Origin of the sequence: Bartonella numerosa, assembly GCF_037070845.1 — a bacterium.
GTDB lineage: Bacteria > Pseudomonadota > Alphaproteobacteria > Rhizobiales > Rhizobiaceae > Bartonella.
Genome location: NZ_JAYMZI010000001.1, coordinates 231,467 through 252,761 on the forward strand (window position 1 = coordinate 231,467; position 21,295 = coordinate 252,761).

Below are 21,295 nucleotides of genomic sequence, written 5' to 3' on the forward strand. Positions count from 1 at the left end.
CTAATTTAAAAATTATGATAAGAATATACGATTATTCTACAATTCATCATGGCACTCTTCCCCCCCCAATTATAAAATAACCGCTTGCCTGCACCGCACTTCCCTCCTACCATCTCTTAAAAATAAATGATCTACGATAACACAACACCCGAAGCAGCTGTCCTCAAAAACCTCACCCCCCTTTCATGAGTAAAGAACCCCACGAAAGGCAAAGAAATACGCCAGCAAAAATGCCTTCCCACCCTTACTTTTCCATCACGAAAAGACTCAAACACTCAATGGAACGCGTATATCTCCATCCGCTGCTAACACCGTATATTTTTAATATCTCATGACAAAAATTCAACCATTGTTTTGAACTTTCCACGATATTTGTACGACATTGTAACATAATATTATTGACATATGTAATTGTATAACATAACTATTATAAAAACAATGAACGAAGACGAAGGTTATGGGTCTACATTTTGACGATGCGACATTAGGCTACGCAAAAAGAATAGCAGTAAGGAGTTTTTCGGCGAAACTCATGTCAGGTTCGTTAGTTGCGATAACGGGTGATAACGGTTCTGGAAAATCTACGTTGCTTAAAGCTGTCGCTGGCCTAATCAGGCCCATTAGCGGTAAAATCACAAAATCGAAGAAAAATCGTATAGCCTACCTTTCCCAACAATGTAACATCGACAAAACATTTCCGATTAATGTAGAAGCGCTCGTAAAGACAGGGCTATGGTCTTTTTGTGGATTATGGAAAAGCCAGCGCCCCTATCGATACGCAGTCCAAAACGCTCTTAATGCGGTTGGTCTTACAGCGCTCGCCACCCGATCGCTTGATACATTATCAAGCGGTCAGCTGCAGCGTGCTCTCTTTGCACGCATCATCGTACAAAACGCCGATATTATCTTACTTGATGAACCCTTCAATGGCGTCGACCATAATACCCAAAAAAATCTTTTAGAATTAATAATTCAGTGGCACCAGCAAGGGCGAACAATCCTTACAGCATTGCATGACCCCATTGTTGTACAAAAATACTTTCCCCAAACAATCCAGATTAATGAGCACAACGCCTTTTACGGAGAAACGAAACAGTTCTTCAAAGATAGCACTCACAACATCGTGTCGTCTTTCACACCTGATTTTTTTCGAATCAGACCGCAAAAACAATACCTGTCGACCAACACCTCCAACCATATTGGATAATGAAACGTGTACGCATTTCTCCTCGCACCTTTCATCGATTTTTATTTTATGAAAAGCGCTTTAATCGGTTTGATTCTTCTGTCAATCAGTGCTTGTCCTACCGGTGTATTTTTGATGTTACGTAGAATGAGTCTGACAGGAGATGCTATATCCCATGCTATTCTTCCTGGTGTTGCAGCCGCTTTTCTTTTTTGTGGATTATCCCTAATATCTATGACACTTGGTGGAATATTGGCTGGCATTATTGTTGCAATAGCAACTGCCTTAATTTCACGAAATAGCATCCAGACAGAAGACGCATCAATGACAGTCTTTTATCTCATTGCCCTAGCAACGGGCGTTATTATTGTTTCACTTAAAGATTCAACGATTGGCCTGCTCCACCTCTTGTTCGGCTCTGTGCTTGCCATTGATATACAATCACTATACCTCATCACCGCTATAATGCTGATCACAGTGTCCTGTCTTTGCATTTTCTGGCGAGCGCTCGTAGTAGAGAGCTTTGACTCTTCGTTTTTTCAATCACTCTCTCCACTGAGTAAATATACCCACATATCGCTACTTGGACTTGTAGTTCTAAATCTGGTTAGCGGCTTTCAGTCATTAGGAACGTTGCTTTCTATTGGCATCATGATGATTCCGGCCATTACAGCCCGTTTTTGGTTCTCTCGTGTTAGCTCCATATGCATATTTTCCATCTTTTTAGGAATCATTTCCAGCGTGTGTGGACTACTGCTTTCTTTCCATTTGTCAATTCCCTCTGGCCCTTCTATTATTATTGCGGCGGGGATTATTTACCTTTTTTCCAGCATCATAAGTCCGCGTGGCCTTATCGCAACACGATTTTCTCATCTTTTTGCATACTTCCCCCCCACTATAAGGAAATAATGTGCCTAAATTTGCTTTTCTTGGAGCCCTCTTGTCATTTGCTCTCTTTCCATTTTCTATTTCTGCACACAACGCACAGAATAAGATCAGAGTTGTTGCAAGCTTCTCTATTCTTGCAGATTTAATAAAAAACGTAGGAGGTGATCACGTTTCTGTAACTACTCTGATCGGAGCGAATGCCAACACACACACTTATATACCGACTCCTCGCGATGCCAAATATCTTAAAAATGCTCATATTATTTTTATCAATGGTCTCAACCTAGAAGGATTCATCGACCGTCTCATTGCGGCAAGTGGCACACGAGCACCTCTCGTCAAAGCTAGCGCTAATATCCTTCCTATCAAAATTGAAAATCAAAAACATAACGCCAAACACCACCACAGCAATACAGACCCACATGCCTGGCAAACCATCCCCAATGTTAAAATTTATATCAAAAACATCGCTACTGCTCTCTGTAAAATTGATCAGCAATCCTGTCCAAACTACAAAAAAAATGCATACGCTTACATCAAAAAGCTGGATGAAATGCAGATGATTATCACGAAACAGATTTCAGCCATTCCAAAAGATAAACGAACTATCATTACATCCCATAACGCTTTTAGCTACTTTGCTCAAGAATATGGACTTACTGTCCTTGCACCCCAGGGCATATCAACGGAAGCAGAAGCCGCTGCAGCCGATGTAGCCAAACTTATTGAACAAATTAAAGTAAATAAAGTAGCCGCTTTATTTGTTGGAAATATCTCGAATCCTCGTCTCATAGAACAAATTTCAAGAGAAACGGGATTAAAAATTGGCGGAACGTTATACTCCGACGCACTATCTAACAAAGACGGCCCCGCCGCAACCTATCTCGCTTTTATGCAGCATAATGTAAACACCATCATTGACGCCATAAAAGGCGTTAAATCAAAGCACAATAACCTACAATTATAACAACAACGCAAACAATTTTTCCGAATCCATCACAAAAAAGACCGCAAAAGTAAATATTATAAAAATTAAAAGCACCTACTTCCTGTGTATCATAGATCCAAATGTAACGCTCAAATTAAACGATACCTGCTGCATGCGTTCTCAAATTTTCCTTTTATACCGCTCATTTAAGATATATCGCTTTTTTCATCAAATATCCGTGTAATCACGTTAAAGTACAATAGCAAACAGTTGCAGAAGGAAAACGAGCGAGCCCAAACAAATTTGTTTGACCTTTTAGTGGTTCCTGTTTAAATGGACTGGCGTATTTTTAAAATAGCATATGTGATGCTACAGTTTAAAGGATATCTACGTTCCATCACTTCGGAAAGGTTGAGCTATGAATCGTTTTCATTTTTCCATAGCAGCACTTACGATTGCCACGACCATGGCGACTGCAAGTTTTGCGCGGACAAAAATCAGCTTTTGGCATTCTATGAGCGGAGAGTTGGGAAAACAAACCGAAAGTCTCATCAACGACTTTAATACAAACCAATCCGAATACGAAATTATCCCCTCCTTTCGCGGTGAATACGAAGAGGGTATGGTCTCTCTTGTTGCAGCATTTCGCGGAAAGCAGCAGCCGGTCCTCGCCCAAATTTACGAAGTTGGTACCGGAACTATGATGGCCGCAAAAAACGCGATTTACCCGATTTACAAGCTTATGGCGGATACGAAACAAGAATTCTCCTCCACAGACTACCTACCGGCCGTGAGAAGTTATTACTCCGATTCCCAAGGGCGGATGCTTTCCATGCCGTTTAACGTCTCAACGCCAATCCTTTACTACAACAAAAACATTTTTAAAAAAGCGGGGCTCGACCCCGAACAGCCCCCAAAAACGTGGAAAGATGTCGAAGAATTCTCAAAAAGAATTCTCGAGTCTAAAGCAGCGAACTGTGGCTTTACGATGTCCTACGCGGCTCAATGGATCGGTGTAGAAAACTTTTCAGCCTTGCATAACACTCCCTTTGGGACGAAAGACAATGGGTTTGGTGGACTGGACTCAGAGCTTACATTCAACGGGCCCTTACAAGTACGGATGTGGACAGATCTCAAAAAGTGGCACGATCAAGGTATCTTTCGCTACGGCGGCCCCGCTGGCGCGTTGGATTCAGCACCAATGTTCATGGCGCAAAACTGTGCGATTTTTATGCAGTCTGCAGGATCACGCGCCGGTATAGTCTCTGAAGCCCGATTTGACGTTGGATTTGGTATGTTGCCATATTACGACGATGTAAAGGGTGCTCCACAAAATTCGATTGTCGGTGGCGCTTCTATTTGGGTATTAAAGGGCCACACCCCGAAGGAATACGCGGGAGCAGCCGCTTTCCTAAAATTTCTCTCAAGAGCAGACAACCAAGCAAAGTGGCATCAGAAGACAGGATATCTTCCTATCACAAAAGCTGCTTACGAATTGAGTAAAGAACAACATTTTTACGATCAAAATTTAGGCGCGTATATAGCCATCAAGCAGATCGACCTCAACCCACCGACAATCAATTCCAGAGGGATAAGATTTGGTAATTTGCCGCAAATTCGCTCTGTTCTTGATCAGGAATTGGAAGCTGTTCTTGATGGCTCTAAAACACCAGAATTAGGACTGGGTGCAGCCGTCAAACGTGGAAATAAACTTCTCCGTGAATTTGAAAGAGCTAATCATTAAAATTCTACACTGCCATCGAAAATTAAGAAACTCGACCTAAAGAGTGGGTTTTCCAATGTTTTTTATCGTCAATTTTTCAATGCCTCTCATTAAAGAAACCTGAAAATGCAAAAAAAACACGCGTATTTCAAAAACAGATGGCTTCCCTATTGGCTCCTACTCCCTCAACTTGCAGTAACTTTTTTATTTTTTTTTCTGCCTGCCGCCCAAACGATAAAATTATCTTTCGAACGTGAAGACCCCTTTGGTTTTACAGAGACCTTTATTGGCTTTGAAAATTACGTAACGGTCCTGTCTGATCCTATTTACATAAAATCACTTCTCACGACTGTAATATTTTCTGCTTCTGTTACCATTATTTCAATGGCGATATCGCTTCTTTTGGCCGTCTCTGTTGATCGTGTTATTCATGCAAAGAAAGCCTATACTACGCTGTTGCTTTGGCCTTACGCAGTTGCACCCGTATTAGCAGGAATATTGTGGTTATTCATTTTTCATCCTACTATCGGAATTATTCCTGTTCTTTTTGAAAAAACTGGCATCATCTGGAACCATCGTGTCAATAGCATTCAGGCCATGATCCTTATTGTGATTGCCGCGAGCTGGAAGCAAATATCTTATAATTTCCTTTTTTTCCTTGCCGGCCTTCAGTCTATCCCACGCTCTCAAATAGAAGCAGCAGCAATCGACGGTGCAGGTCCTTTTAAGCGATTTTGGACTGTAATTTTTCCACAAATTTCACCAACGACATTTTTTCTCCTCGTCATGAATGTTCATTACGTCATGTTTGATACTTTTGGTATGATAGACAACATGACATCTGGAGGACCAGCGCGTGCAACGAGCACTCTCGTTTATAAGGTGTATGATGATGGCTTTAAAAATCAAATCATTGGCGCCTCAGCAGCACAATCGGCAATATTAATGCTTATGGTTATTGCGCTGACATTTATTCAATTTCGCTGGATCGAGCGTCGCGTACAATATTAAGGAATTAAGAGGAACATCATGGTTGAAAACCGTCCTGTTTTAAAATTTATGACCCATCTTATCCTTATTATTGGTATCGCCATTATCTGTTTTCCAGTTTATGTCGCTATTGTTGCCTCCACCCACAGTTCGGCTTCATTTAGTGCAGGAACACTTCCTCTACTTCCAGGAAAATACGCTCTAGAAAATTATACAGCAATCTTTGGTGATAAACTCACGCAACTGGGTCTTCCACGATTGGGACCACTTTTAATTAACTCATTCATCATGGCTCTAGGTGTTAGTATCGGAAAAATTATTATTTCTCTTTTCTCTGCTTATGCAATTGTCTATATGCGCTTCCCTTTCCGGAAAACCGCTTTTGCTCTCATCTTTGTTACATTGATGCTTCCAGTCGAAGTTCGTATCATCCCAACATACGTTGTCGTTGCGAAATTGGGTATGATAAACAGCTATAGTGGAATGATCATTCCACTCATAGCATCGGCGACCGCAACGTTTTTATTTCGTCAATTTTTTTTAACTATTCCCGATGAGCTTTTAGAAGCCGCACGCGTAGACGGCGCGGGACCATTTAAATTTTTTAAGGACATTCTCTTACCTTTGAGCAAAAGTAATATTGCGGCTTTATTCATCATCATGTTTATTTACGGATGGGTGCAATACCTCTGGCCTCTTATCATTACAACAGACCAAGAACATCAAACCATTCTTGTGATTTTAAAGCAACTTATAGTAGAATCACTCCAACACGACCCTCAATGGAATATCCTCATGGCAATATCAGTCGTTGCCATGGTGCCACCCGTCTTAATAGTCATCCTCATGCAGCGGCTTTTCGTTAAAGGCCTCGTCGAAACGGAGAAATAATCGTGGCCACAGTTCAATTATCTAATATAAAAAAGCAATACGACAACGGAATTTTGATTATTGACGATCTAAATTTAACCGTTTTAGACCACGAGCTTCTTGTCCTTGTCGGCCCCTCAGGATGTGGCAAATCAACCTTACTGCGTATTATTGCTGGACTTGAGCAAGTTACCTCAGGCACGCTATACGTTGATGATGAGCGTATCAATGATCGTGAACCAGCTGATCGCGACGTCGCTATGGTTTTTCAAAATTACGCGCTTTACCCACATATGACGGTCCGTGGAAATTTGGAATACGGTCTAAAAAATCGCAAAACCCCGAAAGATGAAATCAAAAAACGTGTCGCACAAGCTGCAAAGCTTTTGCAAATAGAGCCGTTTCTGGATCGTAAGCCACATCAATTATCAGGAGGACAACGGCAACGTGTTGCAATGGGACGTGTAATTGTACGTCAACCACGCATCTTTCTTTTTGACGAGCCGCTTTCAAACCTTGATGCAAAATTGCGCGCACAAATGTGCATAGAGATTAAAACCCTACAGCGTTCTTTGGGGACAACCAGTCTGTACGTCACCCATGACCAGCTAGAGGCAATGACATTAGCTGACAGAATGGTCGTTCTTAATAAAGGACACATAGAACAAATAGGAACCCCCATGGAGATTTACGACAACCCCGCGACAACCTTCGTCGCTGACTTCATCGGTTCTCCACCAATAAATTTTCTTGATCGTGAAATCTTAGAACAACATTTTAGCAGCTCATTTCCTTGCAGCAAAGAAACTGATCTTTTGGCATTTAGGCCAGAAGCAATCCTGTTAGGTGAATATCCAAATAAAGGATTTGTATTTCACACAAAAATCGAACTTATAAAGCCTGTTGGAACAGGATGTCACATTGTGACACGTTGGAATGATTCTCTTTTTACCATAGAAACGAAGGAGCGCCTCGCAAACGACCACGGGCAGAAATTAAGTTTTACCGTCGCTCTTCAAAACTTCCATACTTTCAACAAAAACACAGGAAAACGCACATAATCAACGTAACCATTGCAGTCGAAATTTATATCTAGCAATCAACATATGAGTTACGAACCTTTTTCCATGGATTTCTCATTACTTTGCAGAAATATGCAATCGCAGAAACACAGGACTTTGCTTTTTTAACGGCACAAAATTGTCTTTATTTTTGCGAGCGCAACCGTAAAGCGAGATCAGGCTGATCTGTCGTTATATAATGTACCGATGTACCGAGCCAATGCGATAACCGAGCTTGTCCATTGATCGTCCATACTCCTACAGTAAAACCAGCATCAACCGCAGACTCAACAAAACTTTGGGAAGCAAGAGAACCATATAAACTCAAATCACGATACCCTAACTGTTTCCACTCAGAAAAATAACGACACATATCACCTTCAAAGTCATCGATACATGGGCCAGATGGTATTCCTGATTCAATAAAAGGGCGGAGACTAGCAGGATCAAAACTGATTGCGGAAACGCGCTTTTCCAAGTTTCGGCTTTTTATTAATGCGAGTGCCTTTTGTGACAAAATATACTCACGCTCGACTTCGCCACATGTCTTAATTTCAAGATGTAGCGCAACGTCAGTCGGTCCTAAAAGATCAAGCAATTCTTCTAATAAAGGGGGAGCCTCACTGCTTCCTTGCACACGAAGTTTCTTGCGTGTCTCATCATCAATATCATGAATATACCCTTTTTTTCCAACTAATTGCTCTAAATGAAAATCATGGAAGACAACCACTTCGCCACTTTTCAAAAGATGAACGTCGCATTCAACCTCATCGGCTCCCAGCGCGATTGCGTTGCGGAATGCTGAAAGTGTGTTTTCAGAACGAAGACTACTTCCACCACGATGCGCAACAATTTTTTGCTTAGGCATAGAAAACTTCACACTTCTAAATTTGAAATAACACCAACCGCACACGACAAAAATTTAAAAGCTCTTTTTGCCTGCTTACCCATTAAGTATCAGATTCCGGAGAACATAGCATCCTCAAAATGCCCACTCTTAGAATTCTATCATTGCCGATTCATTAACAATAAAATTTCCTATAACCATAAAGTCAAAAACGTCGCAAAACAATATAGCTGCCCACACTGTATCATCTGAAACTTTTTCCGTTTTGACAATTTTTTCCCGCTTAAAATTATCCCACATCAAAACAGCTGCCCAACTTATACCTTAACGCAGCCAATCCAAAATCTACCTACTGGAAACAAAAAAATGCGCACCCACATCGATCTCATTTTAACTACCATTGCTACCTAAAAGGACAAATTTTCTCGAATATTACGTATAAGAGCGGCTTTCTAATTTTAAATGGGGTGGTCGTCGCTCGGACTAACTTTCCAATTTTGCACACGAGAATCCACCTTAGTTACATAGTTACAGTTTTTTTCTAAGCTTTTGATAAAACGAACAAAAACAGTGACATGATTAAAAATCAGCGTACTTTCTTTGTAGTTTCATACTAAATCGTCGTTAGCAAAACTTTTTTCTCGTTACGTACATAATTTGGCAACATCCAACGCAGAAATAGTAGATTTCAGTGCGAATTCAGCCATTTTGGTTTCAATGTAACCACCTTTGCATGGAGTTTTCCTGCACACTCACCGAAGATGTCGTTTAAGAGTTTTTTACGAGGAGCTGTAGTGCCGTAAGCCCCACTGATCGCCTACGCGAATTTATGAACAAAAATATGTAAGCCACCTAATTCGAACCTAAGTTGATTAATTCCAACGCACAAACGTGAACACCCTAGGCCAACAGCTAGAGTATCTTCACCCTTAGTAGCAGCCACTCTAACCTAAATACCAGAACGCTGAGAAGTCGCGCAACAATCTCCTTACAATCGTTAATTAACTCAAGGCCATAATTTTCAAATTATCCTTTATAAAAATTACATTCAATCAACCCATTAAGAATCTACCCTACTAAGCGATTAGAAGAAACATGCCAAAAGGGCATTCAACTGACCCTTTATGAGCCACTTGCTTAACACATTTCTGCACCGATATCGGTCTGATATACCTGAAAAAATTTTAGAATAAGTAAGATCAGAGAATTTCAGCATAATCCCCCCATCTTGAATAGATCTTCAAGCTTACCCCGCTCTATTGCAACTCAGCCAATACGTTATCCTCTCCGTCCACCTTTCTGCGACAATATAACCCGGAAAAGCTGAAAAATTCATTCCACCACATTTCAATTTTTTGTATATTTTATACAATGGATGAAATGAGGCAGCATTTTCTTTCCACTTTCTCTCCCAAAATAAGTTTATTTTTCATAGCATAATTCGTAAAGCTCAAATATAGTCCGCTCCGTGGATGCGCACTTCCACCGATGTCGACCACGTGCCCCCCCCCGAAAGCTCCGATACACAATGATCCAGATACCCACCTCATAAAGAGCCAATATGCAGAAAAAATATAGAGTTTGAAACATGACCCCTCCATACTTTTTGTAGAATAAGCTATCATGAATAGTGAGTGGCAGAAAACACAAACCACTGCTTATAAAGCCAACGAATTCTAATTATCAAATATGACAAGTCTTATGATTAGACCACATTCTCCGCTGTCCAAGACAGTACGATTTTTATCTCTAACTCAGAATCAAAATTTTTCGCTTCAAAGCCAAAACTGAAACGGCGCAACCAACCGCTTTATACGCACACACACGCATATGCCATTGTCAATTTCCCTAACCAACGCCACACACGCAATCATTCCCACTCAATGGTACCTGGAGGTTTTGAAGTTATATCATACACAACGCGATTGATCCCTTTAACTTCATTGATGATACGCGCTGCCGCTTTACCAAGAAACTCTACACTGTATGGATAAAAATCAGCAGTCATACCATCCACAGAAGTCACAGCGCGAAGAGCACAAACAAATTCATAAGTTCGCCCATCACCCATAACACCAACAGTTTGAACGGGGAGAAGAACAGCAAAAGCCTGCCAAATTTCGTCATAAAGACCAGCTTTTCGAATTTCATCAAGGTAGATGGCGTCAGCTTCACGCAAAATTTCTAATTTTTCAGGCGTAATCGCACCCGGGCATCGAATTGCAAGGCCGGGACCTGGAAAAGGATGACGACCAATAAACTGTTCTGGCAACCCTAACTCTCGCCCTAAGATTCGAACTTCATCCTTAAACAACTCACGTAATGGCTCTACCAGTTTCATATTCATTCGCTCTGGCAATCCACCTACATTATGGTGACTCTTAATCGTTGTCGCCTCGCCAATAGCTGATACACTCTCAATGACATCTGGATAAAGCGTCCCCTGCGCCAAAAATTCTGCCCCACCTATCTTTTTGGTTTCTTCTTCAAAAACTTCGATAAAAAGGCGACCTATTGTTTTGCGTTTTTTCTCCGGATCTGTTTCACCCTTCAATGCATTGATGAATATATCGGTAGCATTAACGTGAATGAGCTTTATGTTATAATGTTTCCGAAATAACATAAGAACCTCTTCAGCCTCGTTCTTACGCATCAGCCCATGATCTACGAAAATGCATGTCAGTTTTTCCCCTATTGCTTCGTGAAGAAGTACAGCTACAACCGATGAGTCAACGCCGCCTGAAAGACCACAAATTACACGACTTTTTCCGACTATTTCGCGTATCTCAGAAATCGCCCGATCACGATAAGCTGCCATTGACCAATTGCTTTTCAGACCAGAAATTTTATAAACAAAATTTTCTAGCAGTTTAGCACCATCTGGTGTGTGCACCACTTCAGGATGAAATTGCACCGCATAAAAATGGCGTTCTTCATCAGCAATAGCAGCATAAGGAGCACCCTTTGACGTCCCTATAACATGAAAGCCATTGGGCAAAGTCGTCACACAATCACCGTGACTCATCCACACTTGATAAGAGAATCCTTTTTTCCACACACCATCAAAAAGCGGACTCTCTTCTTGCACTTCCAGAAAAGCACGTCCAAATTCGCGTTTATGACAAGCCTCAACGCTTCCTCCAAGCTGAACGCACATAACTTGTTCTCCATAACAAATCCCAAGAACTGGAATACCGGCCTCAAAAACTTCCCTCGGAGCACGTGGAGAGCCGTCATCAAGAGTTGAGTGAGGACTGCCTGACAAAATAATAGCATCAGGCTTCATGCGTTTGAGCCATCTTGAAGCCGACTGAAACGAAATAATCTCAGAATAAACCCCCATCGCCCGCACCCGACGTGCAATAAGCTGCGTAACTTGCGAACCAAAATCAATGATAAGAACAGTACCTGAATGCGATGTATTCATAAAAATCCAATCGGTAATACAAGAAATTATTGAATGAGATTTATTATCTAATCTTTACTTTTTCACAAGTCGTTTAGCATAAAAAAATGCAACTTTTATAAAAATCATGAACATTACAAACTAATGTTTCTGTTGCAAAATAGACAAAAAAAATCCATCCGTCTTCGTTGTCACTGGTGACAGGGTAAGTCCATAATTCGAAAATATTGGTTGCACAGCCGAAAGACCAAAATGTCTCTGCCACAGCGCACGCATATTTATGGGATAAAAATTGGAATTTTTTTGAAGAAAACGAGAAATTTGCTCCTCATTCTCATCAATAAATAAGGAGCACGTTATATAGACCAAACGACCACTTGGTTTAAGGTATTCCAGTACCGAATTCAAAATAGCGCTCTGTTCTACTTGACGTTGCTTCACCTGTTCTGGTGTTAAGCGCCATTTCGCATCCGGGCGACGTCGCCACGTCCCCGTACCGCTGCAAGGAACATCCAATAAAACGACATCCATCTGCCCCATTAATGGCTCCAATTCTTCTATTTTCACCCGTGATTGCACATTACGAACACCTGCCCTTCGGAGGCGATCAAAAATTGGAGCCAAGCGAACCTTATCTGAATCATAAGCGTAAATTTGCCCGCGGTTGTTCATACCAGCAGCTAAAGCTAAAGTCTTCCCACCAGCGCCAGCACAATAATCCAACACCTGCATACCCGCTTTTGCCTCAATAAGGTAAGCAACGATCTGAGACCCCAAATCCTGTATTTCAAAATGCCCTCTTTGAAAGGCAGGTTCAACTTGAACATTAGGATGGCGGCCGAACTCTTCAATTGGTGAAATCCTTAAAGCTTGTCGAAACCACGACACAGATTGGACCTTAATTTTTGCCAATTCCTTAAACACCTTCTCCGGCGTTGCTCTCAAACTATTCACCCGTAAATCTAAAGGAGGACGGGTTGCTAACGCAGCCGCCTCTCTCTCCCAATTATCTGCAAATGAAGGAAATAAATGGGCTTTACACCATTGAGGAATATCACCACGAATATAGTCTGGCGCATCAATTAATTGCCGTTTTCTCCACGATTGACGCTGCTTGTCCCCCAATAACCGCGGCGCAAACCGATCTCCTTCTAATTCCGCATCAACTTGCTCGATCGTCTTTTTTCCCGCATCTAATAAAGTAGCAAAAACGATATCCCGAATTTCATCACTGTCCATACGCCATTGAAAAGAATAACGTCGCCTCAAAACATCATAAACAATTGTGCTAATTGCAGCACGATCACTTGCTCCAGCAAAGCGATGAGAATAACCCCAATCTTTTAAAGCCTCACTGATGGGACGATACCGAACTTCCGTTTCTCTAAGAACATCTATTGCCGCTTGCAAACGTCCACCCAACCGCATCCATTTCTCCCGTTAAACCTAACTTAGTTAAAGAAAAAAATAAAATTAACTTCTCGCCACCAATGAACTTTCCTAAAAATAAACCACGAAAAATTCGCATCAAAAAGCGAATGACTTTAATCACGTATTTTATAAAATCGTATCTCATTATCTAACATATTGTTATGTATTGCTCATGTGCATTTTTTATTGTTCTAAAATACACGGGATCTTGCTTTACTCTATGGACAACCACTGCCTCCGTAAGATTTTTCCTCCTAGTAGCTTTGATTGTAGCGCTGAGTATAAACATCCAACTTCTTTCGAATATCATTCTCCGACAAAATAAAAAACGCCTCTGCTATGGCCGCGCAAATCCATCTCATCTCTAATAAAAACATGGAGCAATTTTTAAAAACTGCGTGGAACCACTTATCTGGAACGACCGTTCTTATAGTAGCCTATATGCTAAATAATCTAAAAGGAGAAAATAATGAATACTCACAGTAATGGGAAAACGGCAGTATCTAAAAGTTGCCACGGTACGATGCCTTCAAACAACAAAAAAAAACCTGCCCAAAGCCATGAAACTCACAGCCGCCAACACACACAAAAAACTGAGCGCAAAACCTCAAAAAATTAACTCTTTTAATTCTGAAAAAACCAAAGAAAGAGCTGGAGGTGAAAACTCCAGCTCTTTCTTCATACTCGTGAAATGTCATTAACACAGCAAAAAAGCCCCCTATCCCTCTCAAGACTATTTTATGCCATCGTACAACAGACCCAACTTTCGAAAATCTCAAATGGGCCTACGATAATTCGGGCTTTCCCGCGTAATAGCCACATCATGCGTATGGCTTTCATAGAGCCCAGCATTGGTAATACGAACAAACGTCGCTTTTTCGCGAAATTCTGCTAGATTTCTTGCCCCGACATACCCCATCGAAGCACGCAACCCGCCAGCTAGCTGATGCAACACTGACGCTATAGGGCCCTTATAAGCAACCTGTCCTTCAACACCTTCGGGAACTAACTTAAGTTCATCACGAACTTCATCCTGAAAATAACGGTCCGCCGACCCCCTTGCCATAGCGCCAACCGACCCCATGCCACGATAAGCCTTAAAAGATCTCCCTTGATAAAGGTAAACTTCGCCAGGACTTTCATCTGTGCCAGCCAAAAGAGAACCAATCATGGCAGCGCAAGCCCCACCCGCCAGAGCTTTAGCAAAATCACCCGAAGCTTTAATTCCGCCATCAGCAATGATAGGAATACCCACTTTGTTAGCAACCTCTGCAGCGCCCATGATGGCAGCAAGCTGAGGGACACCGACACCCGCAACAATCCGAGTTGTACAAATAGAACCAGGACCAATACCAACTTTTATTCCATCTGCACCACTATCAATTAAGGCTTGCGTTGCTTGTGAAGTCGCCACATTTCCAGCAATAATAGCTGTAGAAGGCGCCACTTTCTTGATATGCTCAACTGTTTCTAATACACGCTGAGAATGACCATGCGCTGTATCAATTACTAAAACATCAACACCAGCGTCGATCAATCTTTCAGCGCGTTCAATTCCATCCTTCCCAACACCACTTGCAGCAGCAACACGCAAGCGCCCTTGAGAATCTTTGGCCGCATTCGGATTTAATCGCGCCTTTTCAATGTCTTTAACCGTCACCAAGCCAACACAACGGCCCAATTCATCCACTACCAACAACTTTTCAATACGGTGGTGATGTAAAAGATACTTCGCTTCATCCAGACGAACATTCTCACGCACCGTGATTAAATTTTCATGCGTCATTAATTCGCGGATTTTTTGTTTCGGATCCGATGCAAACCTCACATCCCTATTTGTCAAAATACCGACGAGTCGCCCGGCAGTTTCGCCTTCAGCATCATCTTCAACAACAGGAATACCTGATATACCATAAGAACGCATTAAAGCCTTAGCCTTTTCAAGCGTTGCATCCGGCCCGATCGTCACTGGATTAACGACCATACCAGATTCAAATTTCTTGACTTGGCGTACTTCCTCAGCCTGCTCTACAGAAGACATATTACGATGGATAACACCGAGTCCACCGGCTTGAGCCATAGCAATTGCCAAACGCGATTCCGTTACAGTATCCATCGCCGCAGAAAGTAACGGCAGATGCAGCTCAATATCCGCCGCAACGCGCGTTTTGAGATCTACTTGGCTCGGCATGACAAGAGAGTGACCCGGCTGTAAAAGCACATCATCAAAAGTTAATGCCAACGCACCCGTCTTCGTTTCAACAATCTTTGCCATAGCCAAATTCCTCTAACAACAAAACGCCGCAGTTCACTTCCGAGAAATACACGACCGCAGCTCTAATAAATTGCGAATTGGCGGCGAATTATGCCATGCAGAAAACGAAATGAAAAGGAAAATAAAGCACTTTCCAAGATCTAATTTGAAAAATCTATAATTGCGACTCGATGGGTAACCAACTTACTATTTTTGCAAACGCGCGGCGCCAAAAACTACTTTCTGGATCACAATTAACGCTACACTGTTTTTCACCTTCAATAAAATCCCAATGAATACGATCGTTATCGTCAAGACGAAGACGATAGCTCATCTCACCAGTAGTTTCCTCAGAAAAAAGCAAACTTAACCTCTCTGCAATTGGTGCACATTCAAAAAGAATTCCCATTTCCGTATTCAATGTAGCCGACCGAGGATCAAAATTGAAAGATCCAATGAAAGCAGTTTTGCTATCAACCAGAAAAGCTTTAGTATGCAGGCTTGCCTTACTCGATCTAAATAGTCGTAATCCATAGACGCCGCTGTCTGGCTTTAACTCATAAAGCTTAACACCACTCCTCAACAATGCCTTGCGGTACAGCATATAGCCTCCATGTACAAGTGCAACATCAGTAGCTGCCAGAGAGTTAGTCAGAATTTTAACATCAACACCTTTTGAGACCAAATTGCCCAAATTACGCGTACCCACCTTACTAGGAACGAAATACGGTGATGTAATCTGAACCGTTTTTTTTGCATTCTTAAGAACTTGTAAAAGAGCCTTCATGAGCCAGTTTTCTGTTTTCTTACGTAATGCCTTTTCCGGAGGATCAGAAAGAACAACAACTTTTTCTGCCAAAAATAATCGCTTCCCTGCCTGAATAAAGAATTCAAAATTAATATGCTCGCTAACATAATCCAGATAAACCTTAGAAACTTTTGAATCACGAAACTTTCGCAATTGATCCCTCCAGTAATCGAGGCTAACCGCACCTTTAGAAACAACGAGAGTGTGAATCGGCAGGACCACAGCACTATTCCAGAAATCGTCGAAAACAGATTCTATTTTCTTAACCGATGGACCAATTAGCATTAAATCTAAATCTCTAAAGCGTGATTTTTTTCCTGCATCAAAATAAGAATCCGCAATATTTCTTCCCCCAACAAAGGCTACCCGGCCATCCACAATGAAGGCTTTGTTGTGCATTCTGCGTGTCACAATGATCGCCCTCAGTATAATCTCTAAACCGCGGCGCAAACCACCCTTGCGCGCACGCCCTGGATTAAACACTCTAACCTCAATATGGGGATGCTTATCCAACGCAATATAGGCCGGATCACGTGCCTGGGCATTAATGTCATCTAAAAGAAGGCGTACACGAACACCCCGGTCAGCCGCCTTAACAACTTCACTCAACAACAAGCGACCCGTTAAATCATCATCCCAAATATAGTACATCAAATCAAGACTACGCCCTGCTTGCGCTGCTCCTATAGCACGGGCACAAAACGCATCTAGATTATTAGCGATGAGCGAAAGAGCATCTTTATCAATACCCAGCCCATTCATTTCCTGAGCTAGCTTACTTACGACACGATCAAGCTTGGTTTCATCTTTTTTAACAGTAAACGCATAAGAACATTTCCCCCGAGCATTTTTCATGAAACGTCCGTATGTATAAACCGCCAATACAGATGAAACAAAAAAAAACACAATAAAATGAAAAATAATATTTAGCAGAAACAAGAAGAATACTTTCCATTTTTAAGTTATCGTACTACTATAAACACGAGTAGCGAAGAAGACATCGCCTCGTGCCTGAGAACGCGCCGGTACAGCATCAGCGTTTCCAAAATTGCACTCTTGTATCAAGAGCGTAGAAGCCACAATCAATATATTATGCAATTTACAATGAGGTGGCAAGAACCTAAAAGGCAATCCAACGAAGCCCCCACAGACTGGGCCGCAATATGCGCCAGTCCGAACGAGACCATCCCCGATAACCAGAATTCACAAAAAACCGCCCCTTCTTAAAACCCCGATCTCCACTATGCATCCTATAAATGAAAATTTTTCCTATATTTTACTTTTGACTTTGATTATTCATCACTTTCAATTCATCTATTTTACGGTAAAGTGTGGAACGCCCGATACGAAGACGGCGAGCAATTTCGCTCATGCGCCCCTTGTAGTGCTGAACTGCTCTTTCGATAATATCACGCTCCATATCAGCAAAAGTACGAATATGTCCATCAGCATCAAAAAATTGTATTGCTCCTTTTTCGTTGCATTCTTTAACATCACTCTCAATGATATTTGGAGCGCCCACCAACGGATTCCCCAATAACTGCGGAAAATCTCTAACAGTCAACAGCGGCCCCTCACTAAGTAGAACAGCACGAAACAAACAATTCTCAATTTCATCCCAATTACCAGGCCAATCATAGTGCATGAGCAGCGAAAGAGCTGATCCCGCCAAACCATGCACATGCGATCTTCCCGTTTCAACGATAATTCTGTCAATTAAACGTTGCACAAGCTCTGGAAAATCGTCCCTTAATTCTCGCAAAGCAGGGACACTGATGTGCAATTGAGAGAGCTGTTCAAATAAATCACACGAAAAAAAATCTTCCTGAACCAAATCAGCAAGCCGTGATGTCGAAAGGGCGATGATTCGGAAGGGATAACCTCCACTTCCTACAACTTTCTCCCTTTCAGCAAGGTAACGGACGAAACGCTTCTGCTGTATAGGCTCAAGCCTATCAACATCACAGAGACAAAGTGTTCCTTCTTCAATGTAAGAAGTCAGCGGCAAAAATTCGTTAAACCACTGGCGTTTTTCTTCTTCTGGGTCAGCTACAGCCGAACACTGGTACCGAACAAAATCCTTCCTCGATGAACAACTTTCATGATGAATAATGCGAGCTAACGTCTCACGACCTGTTCCTGCTTCACCTTCTATTAAAAGATTCTGTGAAGAAGCTGCGGCTTCCTTCGATTGTTTCAGCACATTTTGCATTACTTTACTTTTTATGCATAAGTCAGAAAATCGCAGATGATTTTCACTTTTCCACCGAACATGTCTAATGTAATCAATTTCGCGTTCCAACGCAGAAATAAGAAAAAGAATGTCCAAAGTGACTCTCAGTCGCATCGGTGTAACTGGATGGATCCAATAATCAATAGCTCCAGCCGTTAAAGCTTTCTGCAGTAATTCTTGGTTATCTTGTGGCGCTATCACAACGATAGGAATGCAAACACCCGCAGCCCTAATCATCTTGATTAAATCACTCACGCTCAAATCGCTCATAATAACGTCAAGGAGTACAAGAACGATATTCTTACGTCTGTGCAAAAGATCAACTGTACGTAGACCATTTTCAGCTTCAATAACGCGATAACCAAAGCCCCTAAGCATAGCGGAAAACTCTCTACGTTTCCCGTAATCTTCGCTTGCAACCAGAATGGGACCAACCATAACTTCAACGATCCCTTCTAATATCACCAAGCCGCTTAATGCAAGAATTGTTGCAAACCATAAAGAACATATCCCACCTCTCGTACTTCACATACGAATTCCATCAAGCCTGTTAGCTAAATACAACATTAAGGCATTTTTTTCCATTTTTTTTGCTTTTCCATTGATTTTCATCAAAATTCTCATATTGATTAGTGGTGTCATCTAACAAGTATAAAGTTTCAAAAGTAGAATAACGAAAATTAGAGTGAAAAAATGAAAAACACCTGTCATATTTTATGTCTCATAATCATTCCTCTGGCTTTAACAGCGTGCGGCTTTTCGCAATATCACGAGGCAAATATAGACGGAATTGATGGTAAATGGATGGATGAGAATGGTATTATTTCTTCCTTCTATGATGGTACCTTTGAAACGAGAGCAGCAGACACACAGGAAAAGTTATCAGAAGGTACCTATAAATATATAAACGCTCAGAACGTAGAAATTGAAATACACTCTATTCTTCGTGGAACTATATCCCGAGTAAACTGCCTAATATCATACGATAAGATGCAACTTTTCTGCACACCACACGCGGGACTTCCATTTTCTCTCAAGCGAAGAGCTTAATTCAAAGAGGACAGCTGCTAAAAAAATCACAGGGGCGCACCAACGGAGGATATGGGTGCTTTTCTTGGCTCCGGGTCCCGTCCCCTATGCTATACGAAACTCCAGAAATGGTTAGCTATTAAATAAAGGAGTGTACCGCGTAGCAGAGCGTGAAAAATAACCGTTTGTGCCAACTAATTTCAACATTCCAACCCGATGAAGCCAATTCACAGAAAACTTCATCTTCCCTAAAAATGATATCAGCTTAAGCAGCACCAATGCGTAAAAGATCATGAAAGTGAACGATTCCTACAGGCCTTTTATCTTCAACTACGAAAAAAGCCCCAATCTGGTAGTCATTGATGAAAGCCATAGCGGCGCCAACCAGTGTATCTGGACCAACAATTTTTGGATTTCTTGTCATTATACTATCGACATCAAATTTCGATAAGTCGACGTGCATATTGCGCGCAAGGTCCCCGTCAGTGATGATCCCGATCAATTCACCTTCCTGACTTACAATGCCGACACAACCAAAATGTTTTTCAACTAAAATGTTCATAGCCTCAACCATGGTCGTACCCTGTACAACTAGAGGAAGGCTATCACCCCGATGCATAACATCACCTACATATTTGAGATTCGCACCAAGATAACCACCAGGATGATAAATTTTAAAATCAGTTGCCGTAAAACCCCGCATCTCTAGAAGAGCAATAGCCAACGCATCTCCGATTGCCAATTGCATAACCGTTGAAGTTGTCGGTGCAAGCCCGTGAGGGCAAGCCTCTTCTATCTTTGGCAACAATAGCAAAACATCAGCTTGCCGCCCCAGTATGGAATGCTTACCCGATGTTACCGCAATGAGCGGAGTACGAAATCGTGCAGCATGATTTATGATGCCACTTAATTCTAGAGTTTCGCCTGACCACGACAAAGCGAGAATAACATCATCAGACCCAATCATGCCAAGGTCACCATGGTTAGCTTCCGAAGCATGTACGAAAAAGGCAGGAGTCCCAGTTGAAGCTAAAGTGGCAGCGATTTTTGTTCCTATGTGCCCGCTCTTCCCAAGTCCCGTGATAACCACACGACCGCTGGCATTTCTGATAGTTTCAACAGCAGTTTTAAAAGAGGAAGAAAAGCTCCCCATAAGAGCCAACTCAAGAGCCTCAAGCCCTCGCTTTTCGCTCACAATCGTCTTAAGCGCTGACGCAACAGCACTGTGCGAATCTAAAACATGAGAAAACGGCCTCTTCATAAAAGAGATCGATAAATGAAATTAAACGAGAGGTCTATATCATTTTTTAATTTTGACGATTTTAAGATAATTTTTTAGTGACATAAAAAACCACCTGTACACATCAAAATACACCGAAGAAAAAATCAATATTCGCTATTTGCTTCAATTTCAGTAAAAGCAAACCTTGATCCGCAATTCTCAACGAAGAACATCTTCCACCTACCTGAAAATCGCACCACCGCATCCATCAATTAAATTCCATTTCCCACTCCTCGTTCTTAATTTTCCGTCATTCTCGTAATTTCAAAATTATATGCAACGTATTTTGCGTTCTTTCTGAATAAAACTCTCGAAGAAGAATAACATCTCTTCCACCAAACTTTTAATTAATACCGCCC

General features: G+C 41.6%; 17 protein-coding genes. 8 read left to right on the forward strand and 9 right to left on the reverse strand.

Features of this window, described 5'->3' with window-relative positions; translation table 11 throughout:
- Positions 1-457: 457 nt before the first annotated feature.
- From WCP75_RS01045 to WCP75_RS01075, 7 genes are all read left to right on the forward strand, one after another.
- Positions 458-1,207, forward strand: coding sequence for an ABC transporter ATP-binding protein (locus tag WCP75_RS01045; RefSeq protein WP_336276395.1), 750 nt, complete (start codon positions 458-460; stop codon positions 1,205-1,207).
- A gap of 6 nt (positions 1,208-1,213) precedes the next feature.
- Positions 1,214-2,095, forward strand: coding sequence for a metal ABC transporter permease (locus WCP75_RS01050; protein WP_336276396.1), 882 nt, complete (start codon positions 1,214-1,216; stop codon positions 2,093-2,095).
- Position 2,096: 1 nt separating this feature from the next.
- On the forward strand, positions 2,097-3,041 hold the full coding sequence (locus WCP75_RS01055) for a metal ABC transporter solute-binding protein, Zn/Mn family (RefSeq protein ID WP_336276397.1): 945 nt from the start codon (positions 2,097-2,099) through the stop codon (positions 3,039-3,041).
- A 379-nt stretch (positions 3,042-3,420) separates the two neighbouring features.
- Positions 3,421-4,746, forward strand: coding sequence for a sn-glycerol-3-phosphate ABC transporter substrate-binding protein UgpB (gene ugpB / locus WCP75_RS01060; RefSeq protein ID WP_336276398.1), 1,326 nt, complete (start codon positions 3,421-3,423; stop codon positions 4,744-4,746).
- 105 nt (positions 4,747-4,851) lie between these two features.
- A complete protein-coding gene (ugpA, locus tag WCP75_RS01065) occupies positions 4,852-5,736 on the forward strand; it encodes a sn-glycerol-3-phosphate ABC transporter permease UgpA (RefSeq protein ID WP_336276399.1) in 885 nt (294 codons plus the stop codon).
- 18 nt (positions 5,737-5,754) lie between these two features.
- Complete coding sequence (gene ugpE / locus WCP75_RS01070; RefSeq protein ID WP_336276400.1) at positions 5,755-6,606, forward strand: sn-glycerol-3-phosphate ABC transporter permease UgpE; 852 nt, start codon at positions 5,755-5,757, stop codon at positions 6,604-6,606.
- Between the two features lie 2 nt (positions 6,607-6,608).
- Complete coding sequence (locus WCP75_RS01075; protein WP_336276401.1) at positions 6,609-7,646, forward strand: sn-glycerol-3-phosphate import ATP-binding protein UgpC; 1,038 nt, start codon at positions 6,609-6,611, stop codon at positions 7,644-7,646.
- Between the two features lie 145 nt (positions 7,647-7,791).
- Here WCP75_RS01075 and WCP75_RS01080 read toward each other — a convergent pair whose 3' ends face one another.
- The 8 genes from WCP75_RS01080 to WCP75_RS01115 form a co-directional block, all read right to left on the reverse strand.
- Entirely contained in the window at positions 7,792-8,514 is a 723-nt protein-coding gene (locus WCP75_RS01080; protein WP_336276402.1) for a glycerophosphodiester phosphodiesterase, read from the reverse strand.
- 129 nt (positions 8,515-8,643) lie between these two features.
- Complete coding sequence (locus WCP75_RS01085) at positions 8,644-8,793, reverse strand: hypothetical protein (protein ID WP_336276403.1); 150 nt, start codon at positions 8,791-8,793, stop codon at positions 8,644-8,646.
- Positions 8,794-10,363: 1,570 nt separating this feature from the next.
- Entirely contained in the window at positions 10,364-11,920 is a 1,557-nt protein-coding gene (gene guaA, locus WCP75_RS01090; protein WP_336276404.1) for a glutamine-hydrolyzing GMP synthase, read from the reverse strand.
- A gap of 120 nt (positions 11,921-12,040) precedes the next feature.
- Positions 12,041-13,327: an RsmB/NOP family class I SAM-dependent RNA methyltransferase gene (locus tag WCP75_RS01095; protein ID WP_336276405.1), complete on the reverse strand. Its 1,287-nt coding sequence runs from the start codon at positions 13,325-13,327 to the stop codon at positions 12,041-12,043.
- On the reverse strand, positions 13,284-13,427 hold the full coding sequence (locus tag WCP75_RS01100) for a hypothetical protein (RefSeq protein WP_336276406.1): 144 nt from the start codon (positions 13,425-13,427) through the stop codon (positions 13,284-13,286). Before WCP75_RS01100 ends, WCP75_RS01095 begins: the two co-directional genes overlap by 44 nt.
- A gap of 678 nt (positions 13,428-14,105) precedes the next feature.
- Complete coding sequence (gene guaB / locus WCP75_RS01105; RefSeq protein ID WP_336276407.1) at positions 14,106-15,605, reverse strand: IMP dehydrogenase; 1,500 nt, start codon at positions 15,603-15,605, stop codon at positions 14,106-14,108.
- A gap of 154 nt (positions 15,606-15,759) precedes the next feature.
- Positions 15,760-17,331 carry a phospholipase D family protein gene (locus WCP75_RS01110; RefSeq protein ID WP_336276408.1) on the reverse strand — a complete coding sequence of 524 codons (1,572 nt, stop codon included), beginning with the start codon at positions 17,329-17,331 and terminating at the stop codon, positions 15,760-15,762.
- A 337-nt stretch (positions 17,332-17,668) separates the two neighbouring features.
- Positions 17,669-19,063, reverse strand: coding sequence for a sigma-54-dependent transcriptional regulator (locus WCP75_RS01115; protein ID WP_336276409.1), 1,395 nt, complete (start codon positions 19,061-19,063; stop codon positions 17,669-17,671).
- A gap of 255 nt (positions 19,064-19,318) precedes the next feature.
- Here WCP75_RS01115 and omp10 point away from each other — a divergent pair, with 255 nt between their 5' ends.
- On the forward strand, positions 19,319-19,675 hold the full coding sequence (gene omp10 / locus WCP75_RS01120) for an outer membrane lipoprotein Omp10 (protein ID WP_336276410.1): 357 nt from the start codon (positions 19,319-19,321) through the stop codon (positions 19,673-19,675).
- Between the two features lie 244 nt (positions 19,676-19,919).
- Here omp10 and WCP75_RS01125 read toward each other — a convergent pair whose 3' ends face one another.
- Positions 19,920-20,915, reverse strand: coding sequence for a KpsF/GutQ family sugar-phosphate isomerase (locus WCP75_RS01125; RefSeq protein WP_336276411.1), 996 nt, complete (start codon positions 20,913-20,915; stop codon positions 19,920-19,922).
- Positions 20,916-21,295: the final 380 nt, after the last annotated feature.